Raw genomic sequence first — 23,339 nt, 5'->3', positions numbered from 1 at the left:
GCCGCTCCATCCCTGAGGACGGGTGCCCGCGCCGGTGACACCGGTGCGGGCACCCGGACGATCCCGTACGGAGGTGCCCAGGTGTGGTGGCGGCGGACCCTACCGGCCGTGGTCGCTCTGCTCGGCGTGACCGGGCTGGGGCTGATCACCGTCGGCGTCACCGCCGATCCGGCGCGGCCACCGCGACCGCCGGCCGACGCACCGAGGCGCACCCACCCGGCACCGGACCTGGCCCCGCTGTCCCGCGCCGCGCCGGTCCGGGTGGAGATCCCCGCCATCGGCGTACGCGCGGAGGTCGTCCCCGTCGGCGCGGACGCCGCCGGGGTGCTGGAGGTGCCACCACTGGATCGGCCCACCCTCGCCGGCTGGTACCGGCACGGGGTCAGTCCCGGCGAGACCGGCAACGCCGTCCTGGTGGGGCACGTCGACTCCCCGGCCGGCCCGGCGGTCTTCTTCGACCTCGGTCGGCTACGCGCCGGCCAGCAGATCCGGATCACCCGCGCCGACGCGCAGGTCACCACGTTCACAGTGGATGACGTTCGCGCGTACCCCAAGGAGCACTTTCCCACCACGCTCGTCTACGGCCCGGCGGACGCCGCCGGGCTACGCCTGATCACCTGCGGCGGCCGGTTCGATGCCACGACCGGCAACTATGTCGACAACGTCGTCGTCTTCGCCACCCGCACCGCCTGAGCCGAGCTGCCCGCCTGTCGGGAGCCGGACCCTGCTCGGCAGAATGCGGTGGCACCATCCCCAGCGAACACCGTGGTCGGGGCGGTGCGTCGGCGACGGGGAGGCACACGGTGGATCAGCGACCGGTACGGGACCGGCCCGGTCGAGGCGTACGCGCCCTGGCCCGTCGACTGCTCGGCCGGGTCGAGGGAGACTCCCCCACCCCACGCCGGTCCAACCCGGACGCCGTGGTCGACTGCGCCGTCTATGTCAACGGTCGCCGGGAGCCCGGCCAGCCGCACTACGCCGACGCGTACGCCCGCGCCCGGCACGGCCGCGACGCCTTCGTGTGGCTGGGTCTGCACGAACCGGGTCCGGCCGTGCTCGCCGCGGTGGGGCGGACCTTCGGCCTCGACGAGCTGATCGTCGAGCAGGCGCTCGCCGACGGGCATCGGCCCACCGTGCAGCGGCACGGACCGGTCACCCTGCTGGTGCTGCGCACCGCCGGGTACGTGGAACATGCCGAGCTGACGGACACCTCCGAGGTGATCGACACCGGAGACGTGATGGTGCTGCTCGGTGACCGGTTCGCCATCACGGTGCGGCATGGCGCCGCCGGGGCGCTGCGCAGCGTCCGCGCCGACATCGAGCGCCGTCCCGCGCTGCTGGCCGCCGGCCCGTGGGCGGTGGCGTACGCGGTCTGCGCCCGGATGGTCGACTCCTACCTGGAGGTGGCCGGGCACGTCGAGCGGGACCTGGAACGGGTCGAGGAGTCGGTGTTCGCCCGCGATCGTTCCGTCGACATCCAGCACATCTACCAGCTCAAGCGAGAGGTGGTGGAGTTCAAGCGGGCGGTCCTGCCGTTGCAGGCACCCATGCGTACGCTGCTCGGCCCTGACCCCGACGGCCCACCACGCGCCCTGCACCGCTGGTTCGTCGACGTGGACGGCCGGCTGAGCCGGGCGGTCGACCGGGTGGCCGCGTACGACGATCTGCTCACCTCGATCGTCCAGTCCCGGTTGACGCAGCTCACCGTCGAGCAGAACAACGACATGCGCAAGATCGCCGCGTGGGCGGCCATCGCGGCCACCCAGACCGGCATTGCCGGCGTCTACGGCATGAACTTCGACCACATGCCGGAGCTGGCCTGGCGCTACGGCTACGCCGGCGCACTGACCCTGATGGCGGTGGTCGCCCTGGCCCTGTACCGCCTGTTCCGCCGCTCCGGCTGGCTCTGACCCGCGGGAGTGAGGGGGTGTCGGAGTCATGGCCGGTCGGGGTCCGGGGCCGGTCGGCGGTGGGGCAGGATGGCGACGTGGGCAAGGGTGCGGCGCGGCGACGGGCGAACATGACGACGGGACGGGCCTGCCCGTGCGGCTCCGGCCGGGCGTACGCGGACTGCTGTTCCCCGGTGCACGGCGGCGACGCAGAGGCGCCGACAGCCGAGGCGTTGATGCGCTCCCGGTTCAGCGCCTTCGCCCTCGGCGACACCGGCTACCTGCTGCGCAGTTGGCACTCCTCGACCCGGCCCGCCCTCCTGCAACTCGACCCTGGGCAGCGGTGGACCCGACTGGAGATCGTCGAGACCGAGCGGGGCGGTCTGCTCGACACCACCGGCACCGTGACATTCCACGCCCATTACCGGAACGCGGGCCGGACCGGCACGATGACCGAGCACAGCCGGTTCGCCCGCGAGGACGGCCGATGGGTCTACCTCGACGGCGACCAACCCTGACGGCTGCGTCGACGGCCGGTTGGGGCGTAGCCGGATGGAGAAGACCGGCGAGAGCCACACCAAGGCCTGCCGGCGGCGCGTTGAAGGTACAGCTCGAGTCGAAGGGAGACCACCGATGACCATGACATTCATCAACCTGCCGGTGCGCGACCTGGCCACCGCCGCCGAGTTCTACCGGGCACTCGGTTTCACCGGTGACCAGGCGGAACTGGACGGGGACAGCATGGTGCTCACCATCTCCGACAGCACCCGGCTGATACTGCACCTCCGCTCGGCCTTCGAGTCGTTCACCGGGGTCGCCGCCACGGACACGGCGACCAGCCGGGAGGTCATCGTGGGGCTGTCGGCGCAGAGCCGGGAGCAGGTCGACGAGCTGGTCGACCGGGCGGCGGTCGCCGGTGGGGAGGCGCTCGGGCCGGGGATGACCAACGGGCCGATGTACATGCGCGGCCTCCGGGATCTAGAGGGCCACCAGTGGTCGTTCCTGCACATGGCCGGCTGAGCGGGGGTCCGGCGGCGGCATTTCAACCGCCGCCGGGCCCCGGTCAGTCCCGGCCGGGCGCAGCAGCGGCGGCGACGCTGCTGGGCACGGCCGCGGGGCGCCGGCGGCGACTCAGCAGCACCAGGGCCACGATGAGGTACGGCCCGGCCGTCACCGCGAACGCCACCGCGTTGCCGGCCGCCGTGGCGACGAGGCCATAGCAGGCGTACGTCCCGATGATCAGCACGTCGGTGGCCATCCCGGCCAGTGACGTGACGGTGGCGCGGCTGCTGCCGATGATCCGGGCCTGGAGCCGTGCGTCGGCCAGGACGGTGGCCAGTTGCGCCGCCCCGAACGCCACCGCGAGCAGCACGAATCCGCCCGGATGCCCGGTGAGGGCACCCCCGGCCAGCGCGACACCAACCAGGCCCAGCAGAGCGGCGTAACCCCGGCGGCTCAGCCGCTCCCCCGCCGGGGCGAGCAGCCCGCCGATGGTCACCCCCGCCCAGAGCAGCAGGAGCAGCAGCGGCACGGCCTGCGCCCCGACGCCGGTGTCCAGGGCAAGCAGCGGGGTGTACTCGTCCAGGGCGCCCCAGTCTGCGGCGACCACGGCGACCAGCAGCACGGCTGCCCGTACCGGCGGACGCGTGCGGACCTGCGCCACCCCGGCTCGCAACGTGTCCCACCAACCAAGGTCACCATCGTCGTCCAGGTCGGCGGGGACTGCGGCAACGGCCGGCCGTCGCGCCGCGGCCGCGTCACGGTCGCCGGCCGGATCTGGCGCGCTGGCTGGCGGGCGGTGTTCCGGAAACCGGGCGGCGATCGCCGCGGCGAGCAGGCAGGCGAGCACGCTGGCCACGCCGATCGCCGGGTACCCGCCGGCGGCGAGCACCGGGCCGGCGAGCACTCCGGAGGCCACCACGCCCAGCACACCCGCCGTTCGCGCACGCCCGAGCACCCGGGCGTAACGGCCGACCGCGCCGAGCCGGTCCAGCTCGGTCCAGACCAGTGCCTCCAGTGCGCCGGAGACCAACGCTCCACCGGCGCCCCAGAGCAGGAAACCGACCGCGAACGCCGGGTACGACGGCACCAGCACCCAGAGCGCGTACCCGGCGGCGGTCACCAACGGGGCAAGGCACAGCAGCAGCCGGCGGGACACCACGTCGGCCCACGCGCCGGAGGGCACCTCGAACAGGATGCCGGCAGCCGACCAGATGACGAAGAGCGACGAGATCTGCCCCACCGACAGCCCGGTGTCGGCGAAGAACACCACGTACAGCGGATAGAGCAGGACGAGGTCACTGAGGAACGCGTACCCGTAGAGGGTTGTCGTCAGCCGGCGGACCGCCGGGTCGGGCACGCGCGAGGCGATGCGGATCATGGGGCCTTCCCGTGGGAGTGGAGACGGACACCGGACGTGCGGTGCCCGTGGTGGCCCACGGGTTCGGCCTAGGCTGCTGGATCAATGTCGCCAGGTCATGCCCGCGATGCTAGACGCGCATCGCGGCGCCGACCAACGCTTTCGGCGTGCCGCACACCGTGAAGCAGGGCGGGACCCCGAAGGGTCCCGCCCTGCCGCGTGCCGCCGCGTGTCAGCGCCAGTTCGGGTCGACCGGCGGGATGACCGTGGTGGACTCGCTGTCGTCGCTGGTGCGCTGGCCGGGCACCGCACCGCCGGCGCCGGTGCTCACCACCTGGGTCGTGTCGGCATCACCGTGGGGCCGGGTCACCACCTGGGTGGCCTCCGGGTCGGCGGACGGACGCACCACCTGGGTGGCCTCCGGGTCGACCGGTCGGGTCACCACCTGGGTGGCCTCCGGATCGCTGGTCACGGTCGACGGTCGGGCAAGCTCGGCCTCGGCGTCACGGCGGCCGGCCCGGTAGGCACGGGCGTGCGTGGCGATCAGCTGCGACTCCTGCTCCGCGCGGGTCAGCCACCCCTCCCACCGGCTCTGCATCGGCCGGATCAGGCCACCGCCGACCCCGACGACGAGGATCCCGCCGATCGTGGCCAGCACGGCGATCAGCACGGGAGTAGTGACCGCGGTGGCCACACCGATCTGGTTCAGCGCGGCGATGACGCCGAGGCCGAGAATGAACACCGAGGCGATGTTGGCCAGCACCCGGCCGTACGACAGGCCGCCGAGCGCACCGCTGATGATGTCCTTGACGGCGTTGGCGATGGCGGCGGCGACCACGACGATGACGATCGCGACGAAGGCGCGGGGCAGCCACGAGATCACCGCGGCGAGCAGGTCGGAGATCGGGTTCGGCCCCCAGATGCCGAAGGCGAGCTGGAGGGTGAACAGCAGCACCGCGTAGTAGACGAGCTTCGCGACGATGTCGCTGGCGTCGTACCGGGAGCGACTCAACGCGCGACGGATGCCGCCGCGTTCGACGGCGCGGTCGAAGCCCACCCGCTCCAGGACCTTCTCCACGATCTTCAACACGGCCTTGGCGATCAGCCAACCGGCCACCAGGATCGCCAGGAAGGCGACGGCCTTGGGCAGGAAGAGCATCACCGAGCGGAGGGCGTCACCCACCGCGTCGCTGACGTTGTCACTCATCGGGTCAATCCTCCACGCGTTGGGCAGCCGGGACGGTCGGTCCCCGACCTACCCCCGCTGCCTCGCGCGGAAACGCCTACCGCTCAGCGTCGCAGACGTCAGCCGTACGCCTGCTGTCCGATGCGTGGAGTGCCCCGAGCCCACCCTCGCCGTCGTGGATCTGTACGTGGTGATGTGTCGTGCGTTCTGCACTGTCACCTGTCCTTGGTGCTGGGCTGCGTGGTGATGGGGAGTTGAACCCCGCGCTGCCCGCCGCGCGCCAAGAGGTTCCGGATTGCAGCCGGACCTGTGTGTACACGCCTCCACGGCGGCTACCTGCTCCACATCGTCTTCGCGGTCGGTCAGCCCAACAGATCCGCCTCCCAGTTCGTACGCTGGATCTGCACTTCGAGTTCGCGCAGCTCCCGGGCCAGGTGATCGGCGCGCCCGCGCAGCTCCGCCACCGGGAGCGCGGCCAGCATCTTCAACTCCGACCGCAACTGCCGGGCCTGGTAACCATGTCCACTGCCGGCGGCCGCGTCGGCGGCTGCCGTTACCGCGGCGTGCCGCAGGCGCAGGACGTCCCGTCGTGCCAGCGCGTCGGTGAGCGTGCCGAGGCCGTCGACGGGCACGGCGGCGTTGGTCCGGTTGATCCGTCTGATCAGGGTCTCCAGGTCGTCGAGCACCTGGTCCAACTCGACCAGCAGCGCCGTGGCGTCCTCCGGAGGCAACTCGCCCTCCTGATGCCGGGCGCTGCCGTTGATTCGACTTCGCAACTGCTCGACCCGTCGTACCGCCTCGGCGCGGTCTGCCAGCGCCTCACCAAGCTTCATGTTCCACCCCCGAGTCAGCGGCCAGGTTAGCTGACCTTTGATCGTCCGGCCGACCGGTTATCGCGCCGTCCGCTCCGGTTGCGCAGGGTCTGGCGCCCGGGCGAGTTCTGGCAATATCCTCCGGAGCACGTGCGGCCACTGGAGCTACTTTTCATCCCCCAGCCGTCGGCCGCAGGAGGAGATGTCATGCACGTCGACCATTACGAAGTGGATCGCCGGACGCTGCTGCGGGCCGGTCTCGGCGCCGCCACGGTCGCCGTCGTCGGGAGCGAACTCGCCTTCCCGGGCACGGCCCAGGCCGCCCCGGGCACCGACCTCGACTGGATCATCAGCTGTGACGAATGGGATGCCCGCCCGCCGAAGGACCCGCTGTCGGTCAGCGCCATCGCCACCAACAAGATCATCGTGCACCACATGGCGTTCCCTAACGTGACCGACTACTCCCGCGAACAGGCGGTCAAGCTGGCCCACGACTGCCAGGACCTGCACATCGACGGCAACGGCTGGTCCGACACCGGCCAGCACTTCACGGTGAGCCGCGGTGGCTACGTGCTGGAGGGTCGCCGGGGCAGCCTGGAGCGCCTCGAAGCCGGCGACCGGCAGATGATCTCGGCGCACTGCCCGGGCGAGAACGGCCGGGCCATCGGCATCGAGAACGAGGGCACCTACGTCACCGAGACGCCGCCGAAGGCACTGACCGACTCGCTGGTCAAGCTCTGCGTCGCCGTCTGCCGGCAGTACGGGCTGCACGCGCACGACATCTTCGGCCACTGGGACTTCCGCACCACCGAGTGCCCGGGCGCCGCCTTCTACCGGCAGTTCCCGGAGCTGCGTCGCCGGGTCCACGCCGCCCTCGGCACCAAGCTGGGTGACGTTCCGGCGCGCCGCTGGCCCGACCTGTGGCGCTTCGTCAACTCCCCCTCGGTTCGGGTGGTACAGCACCTGCTCGCCTACCGGGGCTACGCGGTGACGGTCAGTGGCCTGTTCGACGCCGCGACCGTGGCAGCCGTGCAGGACTGGCAGGCCCGCAACGGCATCGGAGTGGACGTGGACGCCACCCTCACCACACCAACCTGGGAGACGCTGGCGCCGGAACTGGACCAGCACGCCACCGGCGCGCCGGTCACGGCGGTGCAGGAAATGCTGGCCACCAAGGGGTACGCGGTCACCGTCACCGGGGCGTACGACCACGCCACCCGGGCGGCCGTGCAGGACCTGCAGGCGCTGCACGGCCTGCCCCGCAACGGCAAGCTCAGCACGAGCACGTGGTGCGCGATCGTCGGCGGGACGGTCCGCCAGTCGTTGCGGCACCGCTGATCCGGCAGCGGCGGTGCGGGGCCCACCCGCACCGCCGCCAGGCGCACCACCAGCACAAACACGGGCGCGCCTCGTTGTCCACCCTCCATCGGTCTGCGACGATGACGCCGACCAGGACCAGGGAGGGTGCTGTGCAGACGCGACTCAACCCGTACCTCAACTTCCCCGGCACCGCCCGCGAGGCGATGGAGTTCTATCACCAGGTCTTCGGCGGCGAGCTGAAGATGAACACCTTCGGCGAGTTCGGCAGCACGGAGCCGGGCCTGCAGCACCAGATCATGCACGCCATGTTGGAGGCGCCCAACGGTGTCACGCTGATGGCCTCGGACACCGCACCCGGGATGAACCACGTGCCCGGCACCAACATCGCGATCAGCCTCAGCGGCGACAACGCCGACGAGCTGCGCGGCTACTGGGAGCAACTTTCCGCGAGCGGCACGGTGACCGTCGCACTGGAGAAGCAGATGTGGGGCGACGAGTACGGCCAGTGCGTCGACCGGTACGGCATCAACTGGATGATCAACATCACGCAGTCGCAGGCCTGACCAGCGACGAGCCGGTTTGGCTCGTGGCGTGGGCGGAGAAACTGCCGGTCATGAGATGGGCCCGTCGAGCCGTACCCGCTGTCACCGCCGCCGTCGCGGCGCTCGCCGCGCGAGATCTGATCCAGCGTGACCACGCGCTGCTGCGCAACTTCCCGGTGCTCGGCCGCGCCCGTTACCTGTTGGAGGCGATCGGGCCGGAGCTTCGGCAGTACATCGTCGCCGGCAACAACGAGGAGCGGCCGTTCACCCGCGACCAGCGCCGCTGGGTGTACGCCTCGGCGAAGCAGGAGAACAACTACTTCGGCTTCGGCACGGACAACGACATCGAGTACACCTCCGGGTACCCGATCATCAAGCATCGGACGTTCGGCCGGGCTGTGCCGCCGTCGACCCCGACCGCCGGGCACGACGTGCGGTTGCCCTGCGCGAAGGTGCTCGGGGCGGCCCGGGGGCGGGCCCGAGCGTTCCGACCGGAGTCGGTGGTCAACATCTCCGGGATGAGCTTCGGCTCGCTCTCCGGCAACGCCATCACGGCGCTGAACAAGGGCGCGGCGCTCGCCGGCTGCCTGCAGAACACCGGCGAGGGCGGCCTGTCGCCGTACCACCGCAACGGCGGTGACCTGGTCTTCCAGCTCGGTACGGCGTACTTCGGCTGCCGCGACGAGCATGGCCGGTTCAGCCTCGACCGGCTGAAGGACCTGGTCGCCGGCGCACCGGTGAAGGCGTTGGAGATCAAGCTGAGCCAGGGCGCCAAGCCCAGCCTCGGCGGGCTGCTGCCCGGTGCGAAGGTGTCCGCCGAGATCGCCGCCACCCGGGGCATCCCGGCCGGACAGGACTGCGTCAGCCCGTCCCGGCACGCCGAGTTCTCCGACTGTGACAGCCTGCTCGACTGGGTGGAACTGCTGGCCGCCGAGACGGGTCTGCCGGTCGGCATCAAGTCGGCGGTCGGCGACCTGGGCTTCTGGCAGGAGCTGGCCACCCTGATGCGCGACACCGGCCGGGGCGTCGACTTCGTGACGATCGACGGCGGCGAGGGCGGCACCGGCGCCGCGCCGCTGATCTTCACCGACTCGGTGTCGCTCCCGTTCCAACAGGGCTTCTCCCGGGTGTACAAGGTCTTCGCCGAGCACGACCTGCACGAGCAGGTCGTCTTCGTCGGCGCCGGCAAGCTCGGCCTGCCGGACAACGCCATCGTGGCCTTCGCGCTCGGCTGCGACCTGGTCAACGTCGGTCGCGAGGCGATGCTGTCGATCGGCTGCATCCAGGCGCAGAAGTGCCACACCGACACCTGCCCCACCGGCGTCGCGACGCAGAACGCGTGGCTCACCCGAGGCCTGGACCCGGCGTCGAAGTCGGTCCGGGCGGCCAACTACCTGCGGACGCTGCGCCGGGACCTCACGAAGGTCGCGGAGGCCTGCGGCGTGGAGCATCCCGGCCTGATCGACACGGACGCCGTGGAGATCCTGGACGGCCGCACCAGCTCCACCCCACTGCACGAGGTGTACGGCTACCGCCCGGAATGGGGGCTGCCCTCGGCGGCCGACCGCGCCGAGATCGTCCGGCTGATGGCACCGGAGGCACCGCGGGGCGGTAGTGCCCCGCCGTCGGCCACCGCCGTCGGTTGAGGGCGTGTTGTGGTGCTCTCCGCGCCGAGCCGTCGGATGCGTTCGGTGCCCCACTCCCCCATCGATGCCAGTGCGGCGTTCAGGGATACGCCGTGCTCTGTCAGGGAGTACTCCACCTTCGGCGGCACCTCGCGGTACACCTCACGATGCACGAGCCCGTCCTGTTCCATCTCCCGCAGGTGTTGGGTCAGCATCTTCTCGCTGACGCCCGGCAGACCGCGCCGGAGCTCGGCGAACCGGCGGGTCCCGTAATGGTGCAACTCCCAGAGGATCAGCGACTTCCACTTGCCGGCCACGACGTCCATCGCGGCGTCGATGCCGCAGACGTAGGGACCACGCCGTGCTGATGCTGACATCCGCCCTCCCCAAGACCTACTTACCCGAAGGTGGGTACCTGACCATTTAGTCCGTACTGGTCAACTTTAGCGGTGGCGGAGAGGATCTTCCCGAGACGACGACATCGAGGGGGATCCCACCATGACAACCACCAACACCATCCAGGTGAGCATGCTCGGACTGGGCGCGATGGGAAGTGCTCTCGGCGCCGCCCTGGTGCGGGCCGGACATGCGACAACCGTCTGGAACCGCTCGGCGGGAAAGGCGGACGCCCTCGTCGCGAAGGGCGCGCAGGCCGCCGCCACCGCAGGCGACGCGGTCCGGGCCAGTCCGCTGGTGATCGTATGCCTGCTGGACCACCCGTCGGTCCACGACGTGCTCAATCCGCTCTCCGCCGAATTGGCCGGACGTACGTTGATCAACCTGACCACGACGTCACCGGAGCAGTCCCGCGAGTTGGCCGCATGGTCTGCCGACGCGGGGATCGCGTACCTGGACGGCGGCATCATGGCCGTGCCACCCATGATCGGCCAGCCCGGATCATCGATCCTCTACGGTGGATCGGCTTCGGCCTTTCACCAGCACAAGCCACTGCTCGACGTGTGGGGCGAGAGTTCCTACCTCGGTGAGGATGCGGGGCTGGCATCCCTGTACGACCTCGCCCTGCTCGCGGGGATGTACGTCATGTTCGCCGGGTTCATGCACGGTGCTGCCATGGTTGCGCCGGCCGGCGTCACGGCGGGCGAGTTCGCCGCCAGGGCCGCACCGTGGCTGACCGCCATGACCAACTCGCTCAGGGAACACGCCGCGGTCATCGACGGCGGGGACTACACCGTCGACGGGACACAGAGTCTGGAGTTCACCGCCCCCGCCCTCGCCGGCATCGTGGCCGCCAGCACCGACCAGGGCATCAGCACCGAAGTGGTCGCCGTGGTCCAGCGCCTCCTGCAACGTCAGATCGACGCCGGCCACGGCACCGAAGCCTTCGAACGGGTCATCGAGAGCATCAAGCGACCACGGCGCGCCGACGCCGCGTCATCGGCAGTCGACGCGTGATAAACGCGTGGAGCCACTGCCCGGGGGCACTCTATGGTGGCGCGATGCTGATCAGACGCGAGACGCCCGCCGATGCCGATGCCATCCGGGCGGTGCACTCCGCCGCCTTCGCCAAGGCCGACGGCGATGGTGTACCGGTCGAGGCGACCCTGATCGACGCGCTGCGCGCCGACGAGGGCTGGCTGCCCGCGTACTCCCTGGTGGCGACCGACCTGGACGACCAGGTGGTGGGGCACGTGGTGGCCACCCGCGGTCGGGTGGCCGGCCAGCCGGTGGCGCTCGGGCTGGGACCGCTCGGTGTGCTGCCCGACTGGCAGCGGCGCGGCGTCGGCACGGCGTTGATGCACGCGGTGCTCGGCGCGGCCGACGCTCACGACGAGCCGCTGGTGGTGCTGCTCGGGCACCCCGACTACTACCCGCGGTTCGGGTTCCGGCCGGCTGTGGAGCTGGGCGTCACCCCGCCGCAGCCGTGGGGCCCGCAATACTTCCAGGCTCGCCCGATGAGCGCGTGGCGGGAGTCGATCCGCGGGGAGTTCCGCTACGCCCGCCCTTTCGAAGAGCTGTGATCCCCGCAAGCATCCGCCGCCGCCGCGCCACCGACCTCGACGGCTGCGTCGCGGCGCTCGCGGAGGTTCACCGGGTCGATCGGTACCCGCTGAACTGGCCCGCCGACCCGCACCGTTGGTTACGCGAGCCGCACCCGGCGCGCGCCTGGGTCGCCGTCGACGCGGACGCGGCGATCGTCGGGCACGTCGCGGTGCACCGGGTGCCCGACCCGGCGGACGGGCCACCCACCCGGCCGACGGCCGAGGTGGCTCGTCTCTTCGTGTCGCCGGCCGCCCGGGGATTGGCGCTGGGCAGCGCGCTGCTAGCCCGGGCCCGCCAGTGGGCGAGTGCGCGCGGGACCGACCTGGTGCTCGACGTGGCCTCCAGTGATGCCGCGGCCGCTGCCCTCTACGAGCGCACCGGATGGCGGTGCACCGGCACCAGCACGGCGTCCTGGACCGCCCCCGACGGCAGCCCGGTGTCGCTGCGCCACTACACGTTGCGCTCCAACGCGGCACCAGCCATCGCCGCGAGGCGACGGGCGAGCAGGCCGGCGGCCTCGCGCAGCTCCGGAGGCTCCAGCACCTCCACCTCGTAACTCAGGCGGGCGACGTGCGCGGCGATCCAGTCCAGGCTCTCCCCGCCGACGACCAGCACACACCACCCGTCGCGGTCGTCCTCGACACGCCCCACCTGGGGCGGCACCAACGCCCGTACCCGGTCGGCCGGGGCGTGCACCCGCACCCGGGCGAGATACCGGTATGGCGCCTCGGTCACGGACCGCTGTACGAAGGCGACCGGGTCCGGGTGCTCGCGCGCCCGGAAACGCCAGGTCGTCGGCACCGCCGCCCGCATCCGGTCCAGGCGGAACGTCCGCCAGTCGTCGCGGTCGACGTCCCAGGCCATCAGATACCAGCGGCGGCCGGTCGTGACCATCCGAATCGGCTCGACCGTCCGGTCGCGCTCCCCACCGTCGCGACCGGCGTAGGTGAACCGCACCCGCACCGCGTCTCGACAGGCCCGCGCGAGTGTCACCAGCAGCTCCGCGTCGATCTCGGCCACCGGTCCGATGAGGGTCTCCGTGGAGCCGTGCACGGCCCGCACCTCGGCGCGCAGCCGCGACGGCATCACCTGATCGAGCTTCGCGAGTGCCCGCAGCGCCGCCTCGCCCGCCCCGACGACCGTGCCGCCCGAGGCGAGCCGCAGGGAGACCGCCGTCGCGATCGCCTCCTCGTCGTCGAGGAGCAACGGCGGCAGCCGGGTGCCCGCGCCGAGTTGATAGCCGCCGCCGACGCCCGCCGTCGCGTGCACGGGGTAGCCGAGCGTCCGCAGTCGCTGCACGTCGCGGCGCACGCAGCGGTCGGTGACCCGCAGCTCGGCGGCGAGCTCGGCGGCCGTCCAGGACGGTCGACGCTGCAACAGCGCCAACAGACGCAGCACCCGTTCGGTCGTCGCCTCGACGGTCACGTGCCGATCGTTGCACGAATTGCGGAACGACCCTGTCCGCTAGGTGCGGGAGGCTGGGATCATGACCGACCAGATCAGGAAAGAGGGAGCTGACATGGCCCGCGACATGCAGATCACATTCGACTGCGCCGACCCGGCCGCGTTGGCGGCGTTCTGGGTTGAGGCGCTCGGCTACCAGGTGCAGGCCCCGCCCGGAGACTTCGAGTCGTGGGAGCAGGCACTGGAGGCGATGGGGGTGCCACCGGAGAACCGTAACGACGCCTCAGCGGTGGTCGACCCCGAAGGCTCCAGGCCGCGGCTGTTCTTCCAACGGGTGCCGGAGCACAAGCAGGCGAAGAATCGCGTGCACATCGATGTGCGAGCCGCTCCGGGGCTCACGGGTGACGAGCGGATGGCGGCCCTGGAGGCGGAGGCCGAACGGCTCGTCTCGCACGGCGCCGCCCGGCTCAGTCGTCACGAGCCCGCTCCCCCACTGGGCGCCGGTCACCTCATCATGGCCGACCCCGAGGGCAACGAGTTCTGCCTCGACTGACCGGGCGTTCGCCCAGCTCACTGCCGTAATGGTGGGATGCCATGCGAACATGTGTACGTGTCGCCCGGGGCCAACATCCTGCACGCCGACCTGGACGCGTTCTACGCGTCGGTCGAGCAACGCGACGACCCGCGCCTACGCGGGCGGCCGGTGATCGTCGGTGGGGGCGTCGTCCTCGCGGCCAGCTACGAGGCGAAGGCGCGGGGCGTACGCAGTGCGATGGGCGGTCAGCAGGCGCGCCGGCTGTGTCCGGACGCGATCGTGGTGCCACCCCGGATGTCGGCGTACACGGCGGCGAGCCGCGCGGTCTTCGAGATCTTCCGGCAGACCACCCCGCTGGTCGAGGGGCTCTCCATCGACGAGGCGTTCCTGGACGTGGGCGGCCTGCGGCGGCTCGTCGGGTCACCGGCCGACATCGCCGAGCGGCTGCGTCGGGAGGTCAGTGAACGGGTCCAACTGCCGATCACGGTGGGCGTGGCCCGCACGAAGTTCCTGGCGAAGGTGGCCAGCGGGGTGGCGAAGCCCGACGGGCTGCTGGTGGTCGCGCCGGACGCCGAGTTGGCGTTCCTGCACCCGCTGCCCGTGGAGCGGCTGTGGGGCGTCGGCCCGGTCACCGCCGCGAAGCTGCGGGAACGACGGATCCGTACGGTCGGCGAGGTGGCCCGACTCGGCGAGGCCGCGTTGGTGTCGATGCTCGGGGCGGGCGCCGGTCGGCACCTGCACGCTCTGGCGCACAATCGCGACCCCCGGGCGGTTCAGGTGGGGCGTCGGCGCGGCTCGATGGGCGCCCAGCACGCGCTGAGCCGTAGCCCGCATGCCCCGGCGGAGCTGGATGCCATCCTCGCCGGGCTGGTCGACCGGGTCAGCCGGCGGATGCGGGCGGCCGGGCGGTCCGGGCGCACGGTGGTGCTGCGGCTGCGCTTCGGCGACTACACCCGGGCGACCCGCTCACACACCATCGGCAAGGCGACGGCCGACACGACGTCGCTGCTCACCGCCGCGCGAGCGCTGCTGCGGGCCGCGCTGCCCGAGATCGATCGTCGTGGTGTCACCCTGATCGGTGTTTCGGTGGGCAATCTGGACGACAACCCGGTTCAGCCGGAGCTGCCGTTCCACCGCGAACCGGGTGCGGAGTTGGACGCCGCAGTGGACGCGGTCCGTGACCGGTTCGGATCGGCGGCGCTCACCCGTGCGGTGCTGCTCGGCCGGGATCCGGGCGTCGAGATGCCGCTGCTGCCGGATTGACCGGTCTGCGTGCCGCGTTCGGGGGGCCGAGCTGCGACCGGAGACACATCACAGCAGGTCGGCGGTTTAGCCAGCGGCTGACGGGTGACCCTTGTGGGGTACAGCCTGACAAGGGGGGACCCACGATGTCCGACGACACCAGCAACCGACCGAGCCGTCACGCCGAGCGCCCGCACGACGTGACCGACCCGCTGCTCTGGCAGTTGGCGATCGACGTGCTGAGCGCCCACGAGCCGGACGACGAGGGGCAGTGCCGCAACCTCCAGTGCGCCGGGCAGTCCTGGCCGTGCACGGCTCGCACCGGCGCCGAGCAGTCTCTGCGCGTGTCCCGCGGCACGCCCGCCTCGGACGAGATGCCCATGGACGGCGGCGACAGTGACGATGTCGGCACTGCCTGGCCCGGGGAGGGCGCGGTACCGGCCCAGCGATGGGCCCGCAATGCCGACCCGGTGGCGTCGCATCGCGGATCGAAGGCGTCCGCCTCGGCGGCGTGACGGCGGGGTGCACCGGCACGAACACACGGCGCTGCTCAGCGCCACACACAGGAACGCTCGGCCGGTGACCCGGCCGAGCGTTCGTGTGTCATCCGTCAGAGGCTGAGCCGCTGGCCCGGGAAGATCAGACCCGGGTCGGTGCCGACCAGCGGCCGGTTGTGCTCGTACAGGGCCTGCCAGCCGCCGGCCACCCGGTGGGTGTCGGCGATCTCCGACAGGGTGTCGCCCGGCTTGACCAGGTACTGGTCGCCCGCCGTCGGCGCGGTGCGCTCGTGGTTGCGGGTCGCCGGCTGCTCGCCGCGCGACGACCGCTCCTGCGGCGTGGTGGGCTTCGCGGTCGACTTCGTCGACGGCTTCTCGGTCGACTTGGTCGACGGCTTCGCGGTCGACTTGGTCGACGGCTTCTCGGTCGACTTGGTCGCGGAGCCGCCCTTCTTGCCGCAGGTCGGCCAGGCGCCGATGCCCTGCCCGTCGAGCACCTTCTCGGCGACGGCGATCTGCTCGCCGCGGCTGGCCAGGTCAGCGCGGGCGGCGTACTTCTTGCCGCCGTAACCGGCCCAGGTGCCCTGCGAGAACTGCAATCCGCCGTAGTAACCGTTGCCGGTGTTGATCTTCCAGTTGCCACCGGACTCGCACTGGGCGATCGCGTCCCAGTTGACCGCGGCCTGCGCTGGGGCGGCCGGCCCGAAGAGGGCGACGGCGCCGGTGACCGCACCGACGGCCAGGGTGCCGACGGCGAGACGGCGGGTGGTGACCCGTCGATGACGGGGGGTGTAGACAGACGTCATGTGAGCTTCCTCCACGCCGGCGAGGTGAGCTGTCGGGTTCGGGCCGAGGAGCCCGGCCGCACGGTGGCGGCTTCACCCCGAGGTGACATGCACCGAGGAACGTTGGGTCCCCCGCTCCTGCCCGGTGACTGGGTTCCGACGACCGGGGGCAGGATTTGGCGTTGCCGGCCGTGGTGTCCGCAATGGCGAACCCGACCGACGTTAGGCACGGTCGGTGACGGTCGCCCACCCCCTGTGAACTTCTTCACCGGGCCACGCGGGGCGGGTCGCGCAGCGGTTGCGAGCGATCGACGTCTGTGCAGTCACCATCATGGACCGTTTCCGATCAGACGTCGGTCCCGGTGGTGCGTGCCGAGACGAGCGGGTGGGTGTCACCGCCCCGCTGGAACCGCTGGTGGCGAATTGACGTTCGAGCAAGAAACGGTAGATCGACGGTCGCGATGCTCCTGGGCATGCCGGGTTGACCCGAGCAGCCAAGCCCGCCCAGGAGGAGATCATGCCGATCCACCAGAACCGCACCGGGCGCCGCAGCGCCGCCGCCATCCTGCTGACCGTGCTGGCCAGCGCCGGACTCGCCGCGCTCGCGCCGACCGCCGCGCAGGCGGCCAGCACGTGCACCAGCCTGACCTTCTTCCGCGTCGGTGGCTACCCGGGCGGTGCCGACATGCACGTGCCCACCATCGGCTGGCAGGACGGTAACAAGACCTGCTACCTGGAGTACGGCCACTCCAACAGCGCGGTCAAGGTGTTGCAGGAGGCGCTGAACAACTGCTACTCCCAGTCCCTGAGGCTCGACGGCCAGTACGGCACCAACACCCGGAATGCCGTCCGGGCCGCGCAACGTCAGATCAACCAGACCTGGGAGTGGGCGAACATCGCCGAAGACGGCGAGTATGGCCCGCAGACCCGGGCGTGGATGGGCTTCGCGATCTTCGGGGTCAACGGTGGCCCGGTCATCCCGAACGTCTGCTACTACCCGGGCTGACCCGCGCGACGGCGCCGGCCGGAATCCCCCGTTGGATTCCGACCGGCGCCGTCGTGGCGTCTCCGGTCCCTCCCCCGCACCGGAGACTCCGGCCCTCAACACACCCGTACGGCCTCGATGCGCGTGTTCCAGGTGCCGCCAATCGCGGCCGAGTCATACGCCAGGTTCGCCCGGTAGCCGTAGGCGTGCTGGTAGCCGAGCAGGCCGGTGGCATTGGCGTTGTCCCAGAAGGTGGAGACGGTGCCGGACGGCCGGTTGTTCTTGATCGACTGGGCCCTGTTGCGGAAGTACGAGGGCAACGTCACGTCGTTACAGCCGTTGTACGGCCCGTCGAGGTAGAAGACGTCACCGGAGAAGTTGATCCCGGCGTAGAGGCAGAGCAGGTTCGAGGGGCAGGCGTAGTTGGCAGCCTGGGCCGGGCTCGGGGCGGCGCCGAACACGGCGGTCAGGGCAACCGTGGCAACCAGGGCGGACGTGAGCCTTCGCCGAATGCTTCGCACGTGAGTGACCTCCAGGTCTCGTCACGACCGCGTCGGCCGTGAGTCGAATTGCCGACATCGGATTGAGAGATGTCGCTGTGCCTACGATGATCTGCGCGGAAGGTCGACGGATTCCTGCCGGAACCTCAATCCGGCTGTGCCGGCGGGGTTGGCCGACCGGCGGCACGGGGGCGAGCGGCGATTCATGGAGATTCGGATCCTCGGACCAGTCGAGGTGTGGTCGAACGGCCAACTGATCGACGCGGGAGCGGCCCGGCAACGCGCCGTCCTCGCCGCGCTGGCGGTCGACGTGGGCCGGCCGGTTCGCGCGGAATCCCTGGTGGATCGGGTCTGGGGTGACTCCCCGCCTCCCCGGGTCCGGCACAACCTGCACGTCTACCTCGCTCGGATCCGCCGGGTGCTGACCGCTGCCGGGGCGCCGGACGCGCTGGTCCGCCGCTCCGGCGGATACCTGCTGGACCTACCGCCGGAGACGGTCGACGGACAGCACTTCGACGCACTGCGGCAGCGGGCCGTCGAGCTGGCCGACGACGACCCGGAGCGGTCGGAGCTGCTGCGCCGGGCCATGGCGCTGTGGCGCGGCGAGCCGCTGGCCGGGTTGCCCGGCGAATGGGCGGCCCGGGTTCGGCAGGACTGGCACCGCCGGCACACCGAAACCGTCGTGCAGTGGGCCCGCAACCTGCTGCGCCGGGGTGAGCCGACGGCCGTGATCGACCCGTTGACCCGGCTCGCCGACGAGCACCCGCTCGACGAACCGGTCGCCGCCGCGCTACTGCACGCGCTGGCCGCCGCGGGGCGGAGCGCACAGGCGCTGGCGTACTACGCCCGCTTACGGGACCAGTTGACCGACGCGCTCGGCGCGGACCCGAGCACCGAGCTTCGCCAGCTGCACCAGGCCATCCTGCGCGGTGAGATCACCGTGCCGACACCCCCCGCCGAGCCGACCCCGACACACACTGCGGCCGGCCCCGTCGCGCGGCTCGACCAGGCACACCCGGTCCCGGCGCAGTTGCCCTCGGACGTCCGGGGCTTCGCCGGACGGGGTGCGGAGCTGACCCAACTGGACGCGCTACGGACGGCTGCCGAGGCGCATCCCGGTGCGGTGCCGGTGGCGGTGATCTCCGGGCTGGCCGGGGTGGGCAAGACGGCGCTGGCCGTGCACTGGGCGCACCGGGGGGTCGAGCATTTCCCCGATGGGCAGCTCTACGCCAACCTGCAGGGCTACAGCCACAGCGGCGTGGTGCGCAGCGCGGAGCAGGTGGTGCGCGGCTTCCTGACGGCGCTCGGGGTGTCGCCCCGGGATCTGCCGTTCGACCCGCAGGAGCAGACAGCGCTGTACCGCAGCCTGCTGGCCGGCCGACGGATGCTGGTATTGCTGGACAACGCCCGGGACGCCGCGCAGGTCCGGCCGCTGCTGCCCGGGTCCGCCCACTGCCTGGTGCTGGTGACGAGCCGGGACCGGCTGACCGGCCTGGTGGCCACCGAGGGCGCCGAGCCGCTGGTGCTGGACCTGCTCACCGCCGCGGACGCGGAAGCACTGCTGCACGCACGGATCGGGGTGCGGGCCGCGATGGAACGAGCCGCCGTCGGCGAGTTGGTCGGGCTCTGCGACCGGCTGCCGTTGGCGCTGGTCGTGGTGGCGGCCCGGGCGGTTGTCCGGCCTCAGCTCTCCCTGGCCGAGCTTGGCGCGCAGTTGCGGACCGACGGTGGGCTGGGCGGGCTGGACGCGGGCGACCACGCCAGCAGCGTGCGGACGGCGCTGTCCTGGTCGTACCGCCTGTTGACCGGGCCGACCGCCCGACTCTTCCGGTTGGTGGGCGGCAGCACGGACGTGACGCTCAGTACGGCGGCCGGAGCCAGCCTCGCCAGCGTCGAGCACCGCGAGGTGCGGACGGCATTCGCCGAACTCGCCGACGCGCACCTGGTGCTGGAGCGCGGCCCGGACCGGTACGGGATGCACGACCTGCTGCGGGCCTTCGCGGCCGAGCTCTCCGGCGAGCAGGACCCGGTCGGCGATCGGGCTGTGGCGCGGGGTCGACTCTTCGACCACTACCTGCAGAGCGCGCACGCTGCTGCCGTGCTGCTGCACCCGCACTGGGACCCGATCGCGCTGCCGCCGGCCGTCGCCGGGGTCCGACCCGAAAAGGTCAGCGATCACGACGAGGCGACGGCATGGTTCGCCCGGGAGCGTGAGGTGCTGATCGCACTGGTCGAGCGGTGCGCGGCCAGCGGGTTCGACCGGCACGCCTGGCAGCTGGCCTGGAGTTTGACCATTTTCCTGGACCGGCAGGGCAGCTGGCACGACCAGCTGGCGGTGCAGCGGACGGCGCTGGTCGCCGCGCGCCGCAGCGGCGACTTGGCCGGGCAGGCACACGCGCACCGCAGTCTGGCCCGGGCCCAGGCCCGGCTGGGCCGGCTCGACGAGGCACCCGGTCAGCTCCAGCGGGCACTGGAGCTGTTCCGGGCCCTCGACGACCCGGCCAACCAGGGGCACACCTGCCTGGACCTGGCTGAGATGGCCGACCGGCAGGGCCGGCGCGCAGAGGTCGTCCAGCACGCGGAGGGGGCGCTGACGTTGTACCGCACGGCCGGGCACCGGTACGGGCAGGCGATGGCGTTGAACGCGATCGGTTGGTACCGCGCCCAACTGGGTGAGCACCACGCCGCGATCGAGGCGTGTCGGCAGGGCTTGGCGCTGTTGCGGGAGTTCGACGACCGCCACGGTGAGGCCCCGACCTGGGACACCCTCGGCTACGCGCAGCACCGCGCGGGGCGACCGGCGGAGGCGGTCGACTCGTACCGGCACGCGGTGGAGCTGTACCGGGAGTTCCGGGACCGGTACTACGAGGCGGACACGCTGGGGCACCTGGCCGAGGCGCAGGCCGAGGCCGGCGACCTGGCCGGGGCGGCCCGGAGCTGGCGGACGGCGTTGAGCATCCTCGACGACCTCGGGCACCCGGACGCGGAGCGTATCCGTCGTCGGCTCACGGACGCCGACGGACCGTGACCGGCCGTCGGGTCGCAACGACAGAGACGACCAGCAGGATCAGGGACAGGAACGGAAACCAGTCTCCCGTACGCGAATAGACCGTGCGCCACCCTGCCGTCGGCGCGGCGCTGACCAACAGCTCAGCGTCACCGGCGGTGGTCTCACCCAACATCCTGCCGGCGGGGTCGGTCACCGTCAGCCGGCCGAGCGCGGCGGCGCGGACCACTGTGAGACCGTTCTCCACACTGCGGACCAGGGCCATCCGACTGTGCAGCCAGCCGTCGGAGGTGAAGTCCAGGGCGGGGACGAGCAGCACAGCGGTGCCCTTCGCCCGATACCGCCGCACCAGGCCGGGATAGTCGAGGTCCTTACAGATCGCGACGCCGAACCGCCCGTCCACGATCACGTCGTCATCTCCCGGTGTCAGCCAGTCCTCCAGGCCCGGAACCACATGCTGTTTCTCGTAGGTCGTGACCGACCCACCCGGCTTCAGCACCAGGGCGACGTTGCGCGCCGTGCCGTCCCGCCGCAGCACCGCGCCGACGACGACCTGCGCCTCGGTCTGCTGGAGCGCGTCCACGAGCACGGGCAACGTCGTGTCCGTGACGGCGAACACCTTCTCCGGCAGCACGACAATCCGTGCCCCTCGAGCGACCAGGCCCGCCACTCGCGCAACGTACCGGGTGAGCAGGTCACGGCCGGGCGGTTCGTCGATCGGGAGCCCGTCCTCGGGCTGTTGCAGGGCAACGAGGCCGACGGCCAGCGGCTCGGCCGCGTCCGGGGAGCGGCTCAGTGACCAGGCCGACCATCCGCCGACGCCGAGCAGGAGAGCGAGCAGGCAGATGAGGGCGGAGCGTGAGCTTTCCAGCCGGGTGGTGAGGACAGGCCGCATGCTTCTGAGCAGAGCGGCAACGGCGATCGGGACGGCGAGCAGCAGGTAGGTGACGCCCCAGACACCGGTGAGCGCGGTCAGCTGGATGACGGGGCGGACGTCGGCCTGCGTGTAGGCGAGGCTCCACCACGCGCCGTGCGGGAACAGGCGGGACGCGGCGTACTCGCCCAGCACCCACAGCGACGGCACGGTGAGGACGGCGGTCACGGTTCGTCCGCGCAGCAGGAGTGCCCTGGCGAGCAGGACCGTGCCGCCAGCCAGGGCGAGGCCGAGCAGGACCACGCCGGCGATCACGGGGACCGGTAGTCGCAGGGTGCCGAGGTAGTACCCGAGGACACCGAGCTGGCCGATCAACCAGGCGAGGATCGCCGCGCCGAGTGCGGTCCTCGGGCGCACCCGCAACGAGGCGAGGATCAGCGGAATCGGGGCGAGCCAGGTCAGCGCGGCAACCGGATGCAGCCCGGAGCCACCGAGCCAGAGCAGACCACTGAGGAGCGTGGCGACGATCGTCATCATGCGTCGATCGTGCGGCGGGGGCGGCCGGGGCGGATCGCCGTACGAGCTGAGTTTGATCTGGTCCTGTGGAGGGAGGCGCGGGAGCGCCGGGCCGGACGATACTGCCGACGTGAAGCGGTACGTCAATCTCGCCGTCACCATGGCCGCCGTCACCGCGACCGTGCTGCCCGCCCTGGTCGCCGGGCCAGGCGCCTGGTGGGTGCTACCGCTCGCGGTCGCGTCGTCGGTGCCGGTGCTGTGGCGTGACCGCGCGCTGCTCGGGGTCGCGTTCGTCGTGGGTTGCGCCACGACCGTCTCCGCCTCGCTCGGCGCGCCCCCGCTGTTGCCGGTCGGCCCGCTCGTCTGCCTTTACACGTTCGCGGCGCGGGCCTCCCTGCGTATCCGCCTGCTCGGCATCGTGCTCACCGCCGCCGGCCTCCTGTTCTCGCTGCTCTATCCGCACCCGGACGTCGAGGTGCTGCGTTACCTGGCAGTCGCCTACATTTTCTCGTACGCCCTGGGCACCAGCACCCGCGCCCGCCGTACCCAGGCCATGGCCGTCGCCGAACGCGATCGTCGCGTCGCCGGTGAACGCGAGGCGGCCGTACTGAGCGAACGCACCCGCATCGCCCGCGACCTGCACGACATCCTCACCCATGCAGTCGGCGTCATCATCGTCCAAGCGGAGGCGGGTCCGCTCCTGGTCCGCTCTCATCCAGACCGCGCCGACGCCACCTTCGCCACGATCGCCGCCACCGGCCGGGACGCGATCGGCCAGTTGCGTCGCGCGGTCGGCAGTCTGCACGAGCCCGCCGACCAGCCATTCGACCAGCCGGGCCTGGCTCACCTCCCCGCCCTCGTCGAACGCGTGCGCGCCACCGGCCTCGACGCCGTCCTCACCGTCTCGTCCCCACCGTCCGAACCGCCGGCGGACGTCGGGGTAGCCGCCTACCGGATCGTGCAGGAGTCGCTGACCAATGTGGTCCGGCATGCCGAGGCACGATCGGTAGGCATCCTGCTGGACTACACAGCGGACTCCCTGACCGTGTCGATCACCGATGACGGCCGCGGCGACCGGGCCTCCGGTGCCGACATGCCCGGATACGGGATCGTCGGCATGCGCGAGCGCGCCCAGGCCTGCGGCGGAACCCTGCACACCGGCCCGGCCTCCGACAGCCACGGCTTCACCGTTACCGCCATCCTCCCCCTCCCCCCATCGGCAATGCTCTGATGCCAGGAGTCGTGGGTGTGTCGACGCTG

24 protein-coding genes and 1 riboswitch are annotated in these 23,339 nt (G+C 71.6%); of the genes, 16 read left to right on the top strand and 8 right to left on the bottom strand.

Going from position 1 to position 23,339, the window contains the following annotated elements; all coding sequences use genetic code 11:
- The first annotated feature begins 108 nt into the window (after window positions 1–108).
- The 4 genes from ABZT18_RS28195 to ABZT18_RS28180 all read left to right on the top strand — a co-directional run bounded on the left by ABZT18_RS28195 (window position 109) and on the right by ABZT18_RS28180 (window position 2,909).
- Entirely contained in the window at window positions 109–693 is a 585-nt protein-coding gene (locus ABZT18_RS28195) for a class F sortase (protein ID WP_354995882.1), read from the top strand.
- 110 nt (window positions 694–803) lie between these two features.
- On the top strand, window positions 804–1,910 hold the full coding sequence (locus ABZT18_RS28190; RefSeq protein ID WP_354995883.1) for a magnesium and cobalt transport protein CorA: 1,107 nt from the start codon (window positions 804–806) through the stop codon (window positions 1,908–1,910).
- A gap of 110 nt (window positions 1,911–2,020) precedes the next feature.
- Window positions 2,021–2,407 (top strand): YchJ family protein, encoded by a 387-nt coding sequence (locus ABZT18_RS28185; protein ID WP_354995946.1) that lies wholly within the window; start codon window positions 2,021–2,023, stop codon window positions 2,405–2,407.
- A 115-nt stretch (window positions 2,408–2,522) separates the two neighbouring features.
- Window positions 2,523–2,909, top strand: coding sequence for a VOC family protein (locus ABZT18_RS28180; RefSeq protein WP_354995884.1), 387 nt, complete (start codon window positions 2,523–2,525; stop codon window positions 2,907–2,909).
- Between the two features lie 43 nt (window positions 2,910–2,952).
- On the opposite strand, the gene ABZT18_RS28175 is transcribed toward ABZT18_RS28180, so the two are convergent.
- The 3 genes from ABZT18_RS28175 to ABZT18_RS28165 form a co-directional block, all read right to left on the bottom strand.
- A complete protein-coding gene (locus ABZT18_RS28175) occupies window positions 2,953–4,269 on the bottom strand; it encodes an MFS transporter (protein ID WP_354995885.1) in 1,317 nt (438 codons plus the stop codon).
- A gap of 211 nt (window positions 4,270–4,480) precedes the next feature.
- Window positions 4,481–5,455, bottom strand: coding sequence for a hypothetical protein (locus ABZT18_RS28170; protein ID WP_354995886.1), 975 nt, complete (start codon window positions 5,453–5,455; stop codon window positions 4,481–4,483).
- A gap of 341 nt (window positions 5,456–5,796) precedes the next feature.
- Window positions 5,797–6,267 carry a DIP1984 family protein gene (locus tag ABZT18_RS28165; RefSeq protein ID WP_354995887.1) on the bottom strand — a complete coding sequence of 157 codons (471 nt, stop codon included), beginning with the start codon at window positions 6,265–6,267 and terminating at the stop codon, window positions 5,797–5,799.
- Window positions 6,268–6,453: 186 nt separating this feature from the next.
- Here ABZT18_RS28165 and ABZT18_RS28160 point away from each other — a divergent pair, with 186 nt between their 5' ends.
- The 3 genes from ABZT18_RS28160 to ABZT18_RS28150 all read left to right on the top strand — a co-directional run bounded on the left by ABZT18_RS28160 (window position 6,454) and on the right by ABZT18_RS28150 (window position 9,754).
- The gene (locus ABZT18_RS28160) at window positions 6,454–7,584 is read left to right on the top strand and encodes an N-acetylmuramoyl-L-alanine amidase (RefSeq protein ID WP_354995888.1); all 1,131 of its coding nucleotides are present in this window, start codon (window positions 6,454–6,456) and stop codon (window positions 7,582–7,584) included.
- A gap of 131 nt (window positions 7,585–7,715) precedes the next feature.
- A complete protein-coding gene (locus tag ABZT18_RS28155) occupies window positions 7,716–8,129 on the top strand; it encodes a VOC family protein (RefSeq protein ID WP_354995889.1) in 414 nt (137 codons plus the stop codon).
- A 50-nt stretch (window positions 8,130–8,179) separates the two neighbouring features.
- A complete protein-coding gene (locus tag ABZT18_RS28150; protein WP_354995890.1) occupies window positions 8,180–9,754 on the top strand; it encodes an FMN-binding glutamate synthase family protein in 1,575 nt (524 codons plus the stop codon).
- Here the strand turns inward: ABZT18_RS28150 and ABZT18_RS28145 are convergent.
- Complete coding sequence (locus tag ABZT18_RS28145; RefSeq protein WP_354995891.1) at window positions 9,637–10,110, bottom strand: helix-turn-helix domain-containing protein; 474 nt, start codon at window positions 10,108–10,110, stop codon at window positions 9,637–9,639. The two genes, ABZT18_RS28150 and ABZT18_RS28145, sit on opposite strands and share 118 nt — an antisense overlap.
- A gap of 121 nt (window positions 10,111–10,231) precedes the next feature.
- Here ABZT18_RS28145 and ABZT18_RS28140 point away from each other — a divergent pair, with 121 nt between their 5' ends.
- The 3 genes from ABZT18_RS28140 to ABZT18_RS28130 are packed head-to-tail and all read left to right on the top strand — an operon-like array spanning window position 10,232 to window position 12,290.
- The gene (locus ABZT18_RS28140) at window positions 10,232–11,146 is read left to right on the top strand and encodes an NAD(P)-binding domain-containing protein (protein ID WP_354995892.1); all 915 of its coding nucleotides are present in this window, start codon (window positions 10,232–10,234) and stop codon (window positions 11,144–11,146) included.
- A gap of 44 nt (window positions 11,147–11,190) precedes the next feature.
- A complete protein-coding gene (locus ABZT18_RS28135) occupies window positions 11,191–11,712 on the top strand; it encodes an N-acetyltransferase (protein ID WP_354995893.1) in 522 nt (173 codons plus the stop codon).
- The gene (locus ABZT18_RS28130) at window positions 11,709–12,290 is read left to right on the top strand and encodes a GNAT family N-acetyltransferase (RefSeq protein ID WP_354995894.1); all 582 of its coding nucleotides are present in this window, start codon (window positions 11,709–11,711) and stop codon (window positions 12,288–12,290) included. Before ABZT18_RS28135 ends, ABZT18_RS28130 begins: the two co-directional genes overlap by 4 nt.
- On the opposite strand, the gene ABZT18_RS28125 is transcribed toward ABZT18_RS28130, so the two are convergent.
- The gene (locus ABZT18_RS28125; RefSeq protein WP_354995895.1) at window positions 12,185–13,159 is read right to left on the bottom strand and encodes a YafY family protein; all 975 of its coding nucleotides are present in this window, start codon (window positions 13,157–13,159) and stop codon (window positions 12,185–12,187) included. The two genes, ABZT18_RS28130 and ABZT18_RS28125, sit on opposite strands and share 106 nt — an antisense overlap.
- A gap of 94 nt (window positions 13,160–13,253) precedes the next feature.
- On the opposite strand from ABZT18_RS28125, the gene ABZT18_RS28120 reads away from it, so the two are divergent.
- The 3 genes from ABZT18_RS28120 (at window position 13,254) to ABZT18_RS28110 (ending at window position 15,430) form a co-directional block, all read left to right on the top strand.
- Window positions 13,254–13,691, top strand: coding sequence for a VOC family protein (locus ABZT18_RS28120; RefSeq protein WP_354995947.1), 438 nt, complete (start codon window positions 13,254–13,256; stop codon window positions 13,689–13,691).
- Window positions 13,692–13,748: 57 nt separating this feature from the next.
- A complete protein-coding gene (gene dinB, locus ABZT18_RS28115) occupies window positions 13,749–14,936 on the top strand; it encodes a DNA polymerase IV (RefSeq protein WP_354995896.1) in 1,188 nt (395 codons plus the stop codon).
- 125 nt (window positions 14,937–15,061) lie between these two features.
- Entirely contained in the window at window positions 15,062–15,430 is a 369-nt protein-coding gene (locus ABZT18_RS28110; RefSeq protein WP_354995897.1) for a hypothetical protein, read from the top strand.
- Window positions 15,431–15,525: 95 nt separating this feature from the next.
- On the opposite strand, the gene ABZT18_RS28105 is transcribed toward ABZT18_RS28110, so the two are convergent.
- Window positions 15,526–16,218, bottom strand: a complete 693-nt coding sequence (locus ABZT18_RS28105; protein WP_354995898.1) for a transglycosylase family protein — start codon at window positions 16,216–16,218, stop codon at window positions 15,526–15,528.
- A riboswitch (cyclic di-AMP (ydaO/yuaA leader) is annotated at window positions 16,218–16,389 on the bottom strand. It overlaps the preceding gene by 1 nt.
- 325 nt (window positions 16,390–16,714) lie before the next feature.
- On the opposite strand from ABZT18_RS28105, the gene ABZT18_RS28100 reads away from it, so the two are divergent.
- Complete coding sequence (locus ABZT18_RS28100; protein ID WP_354995899.1) at window positions 16,715–17,203, top strand: peptidoglycan-binding domain-containing protein; 489 nt, start codon at window positions 16,715–16,717, stop codon at window positions 17,201–17,203.
- Between the two features lie 95 nt (window positions 17,204–17,298).
- Here the strand turns inward: ABZT18_RS28100 and ABZT18_RS28095 are convergent, their stop codons facing one another.
- Entirely contained in the window at window positions 17,299–17,703 is a 405-nt protein-coding gene (locus ABZT18_RS28095; RefSeq protein WP_354995900.1) for a peptidase inhibitor family I36 protein, read from the bottom strand.
- Between the two features lie 184 nt (window positions 17,704–17,887).
- Between ABZT18_RS28095 and ABZT18_RS28090 the strand changes: the two genes are divergently transcribed.
- Entirely contained in the window at window positions 17,888–20,710 is a 2,823-nt protein-coding gene (locus tag ABZT18_RS28090) for a BTAD domain-containing putative transcriptional regulator (RefSeq protein ID WP_354995901.1), read from the top strand.
- Here the strand turns inward: ABZT18_RS28090 and ABZT18_RS28085 are convergent.
- Complete coding sequence (locus ABZT18_RS28085; protein ID WP_354995902.1) at window positions 20,688–22,100, bottom strand: nitrilase-related carbon-nitrogen hydrolase; 1,413 nt, start codon at window positions 22,098–22,100, stop codon at window positions 20,688–20,690. The genes ABZT18_RS28090 and ABZT18_RS28085 overlap by 23 nt on opposite strands.
- A gap of 109 nt (window positions 22,101–22,209) precedes the next feature.
- Here ABZT18_RS28085 and ABZT18_RS28080 point away from each other — a divergent pair, with 109 nt between their 5' ends.
- Window positions 22,210–23,310 (top strand): sensor histidine kinase, encoded by a 1,101-nt coding sequence (locus tag ABZT18_RS28080; protein WP_354995903.1) that lies wholly within the window; start codon window positions 22,210–22,212, stop codon window positions 23,308–23,310.
- Window positions 23,311–23,339 lie beyond the last annotated feature (29 nt).

Source organism: Micromonospora sp. NPDC005291, assembly GCF_040607415.1.
In the GTDB taxonomy this organism is placed as follows: Bacteria; Actinomycetota; Actinomycetes; order Mycobacteriales; family Micromonosporaceae; genus Micromonospora.
The sequence above is the reverse complement of the archived record's forward strand: the minus strand, read 5'-3'. Positions and strand labels throughout refer to the sequence as shown.

Bases quoted from the DNA above. Each gene is read 5' to 3' on its own strand.
- ABZT18_RS28135 (WP_354995893.1), top strand. From the start codon at position 11,191: ATGCTGATCAGACGCGAGACGCCCGCCGATGCCGATGCCATCCGGGCG.
- ABZT18_RS28170 (WP_354995886.1), bottom strand. From the start codon at position 5,455: ATGAGTGACAACGTCAGCGACGCGGTGGGTGACGCCCTCCGCTCGGTG.
- ABZT18_RS28160 (WP_354995888.1), top strand. From the start codon at position 6,454: ATGCACGTCGACCATTACGAAGTGGATCGCCGGACGCTGCTGCGGGCC.
- ABZT18_RS28150 (WP_354995890.1), top strand. From the start codon at position 8,180: ATGAGATGGGCCCGTCGAGCCGTACCCGCTGTCACCGCCGCCGTCGCG.
- ABZT18_RS28120 (WP_354995947.1), top strand. From the start codon at position 13,254: ATGGCCCGCGACATGCAGATCACATTCGACTGCGCCGACCCGGCCGCG.
- ABZT18_RS28165 (WP_354995887.1), bottom strand. From the start codon at position 6,267: ATGAAGCTTGGTGAGGCGCTGGCAGACCGCGCCGAGGCGGTACGACGG.
- ABZT18_RS28105 (WP_354995898.1), bottom strand. From the start codon at position 16,218: ATGACGTCTGTCTACACCCCCCGTCATCGACGGGTCACCACCCGCCGT.
- ABZT18_RS28140 (WP_354995892.1), top strand. From the start codon at position 10,232: ATGACAACCACCAACACCATCCAGGTGAGCATGCTCGGACTGGGCGCG.
- ABZT18_RS28090 (WP_354995901.1), top strand. From the start codon at position 17,888: ATGGAGATTCGGATCCTCGGACCAGTCGAGGTGTGGTCGAACGGCCAA.
- ABZT18_RS28100 (WP_354995899.1), top strand. From the start codon at position 16,715: ATGCCGATCCACCAGAACCGCACCGGGCGCCGCAGCGCCGCCGCCATC.
- ABZT18_RS28180 (WP_354995884.1), top strand. From the start codon at position 2,523: ATGACCATGACATTCATCAACCTGCCGGTGCGCGACCTGGCCACCGCC.
- ABZT18_RS28110 (WP_354995897.1), top strand. From the start codon at position 15,062: ATGTCCGACGACACCAGCAACCGACCGAGCCGTCACGCCGAGCGCCCG.
- ABZT18_RS28175 (WP_354995885.1), bottom strand. From the start codon at position 4,269: ATGATCCGCATCGCCTCGCGCGTGCCCGACCCGGCGGTCCGCCGGCTG.
- ABZT18_RS28185 (WP_354995946.1), top strand. From the start codon at position 2,021: ATGACGACGGGACGGGCCTGCCCGTGCGGCTCCGGCCGGGCGTACGCG.
- ABZT18_RS28085 (WP_354995902.1), bottom strand. From the start codon at position 22,100: ATGATGACGATCGTCGCCACGCTCCTCAGTGGTCTGCTCTGGCTCGGT.
- ABZT18_RS28145 (WP_354995891.1), bottom strand. From the start codon at position 10,110: ATGTCAGCATCAGCACGGCGTGGTCCCTACGTCTGCGGCATCGACGCC.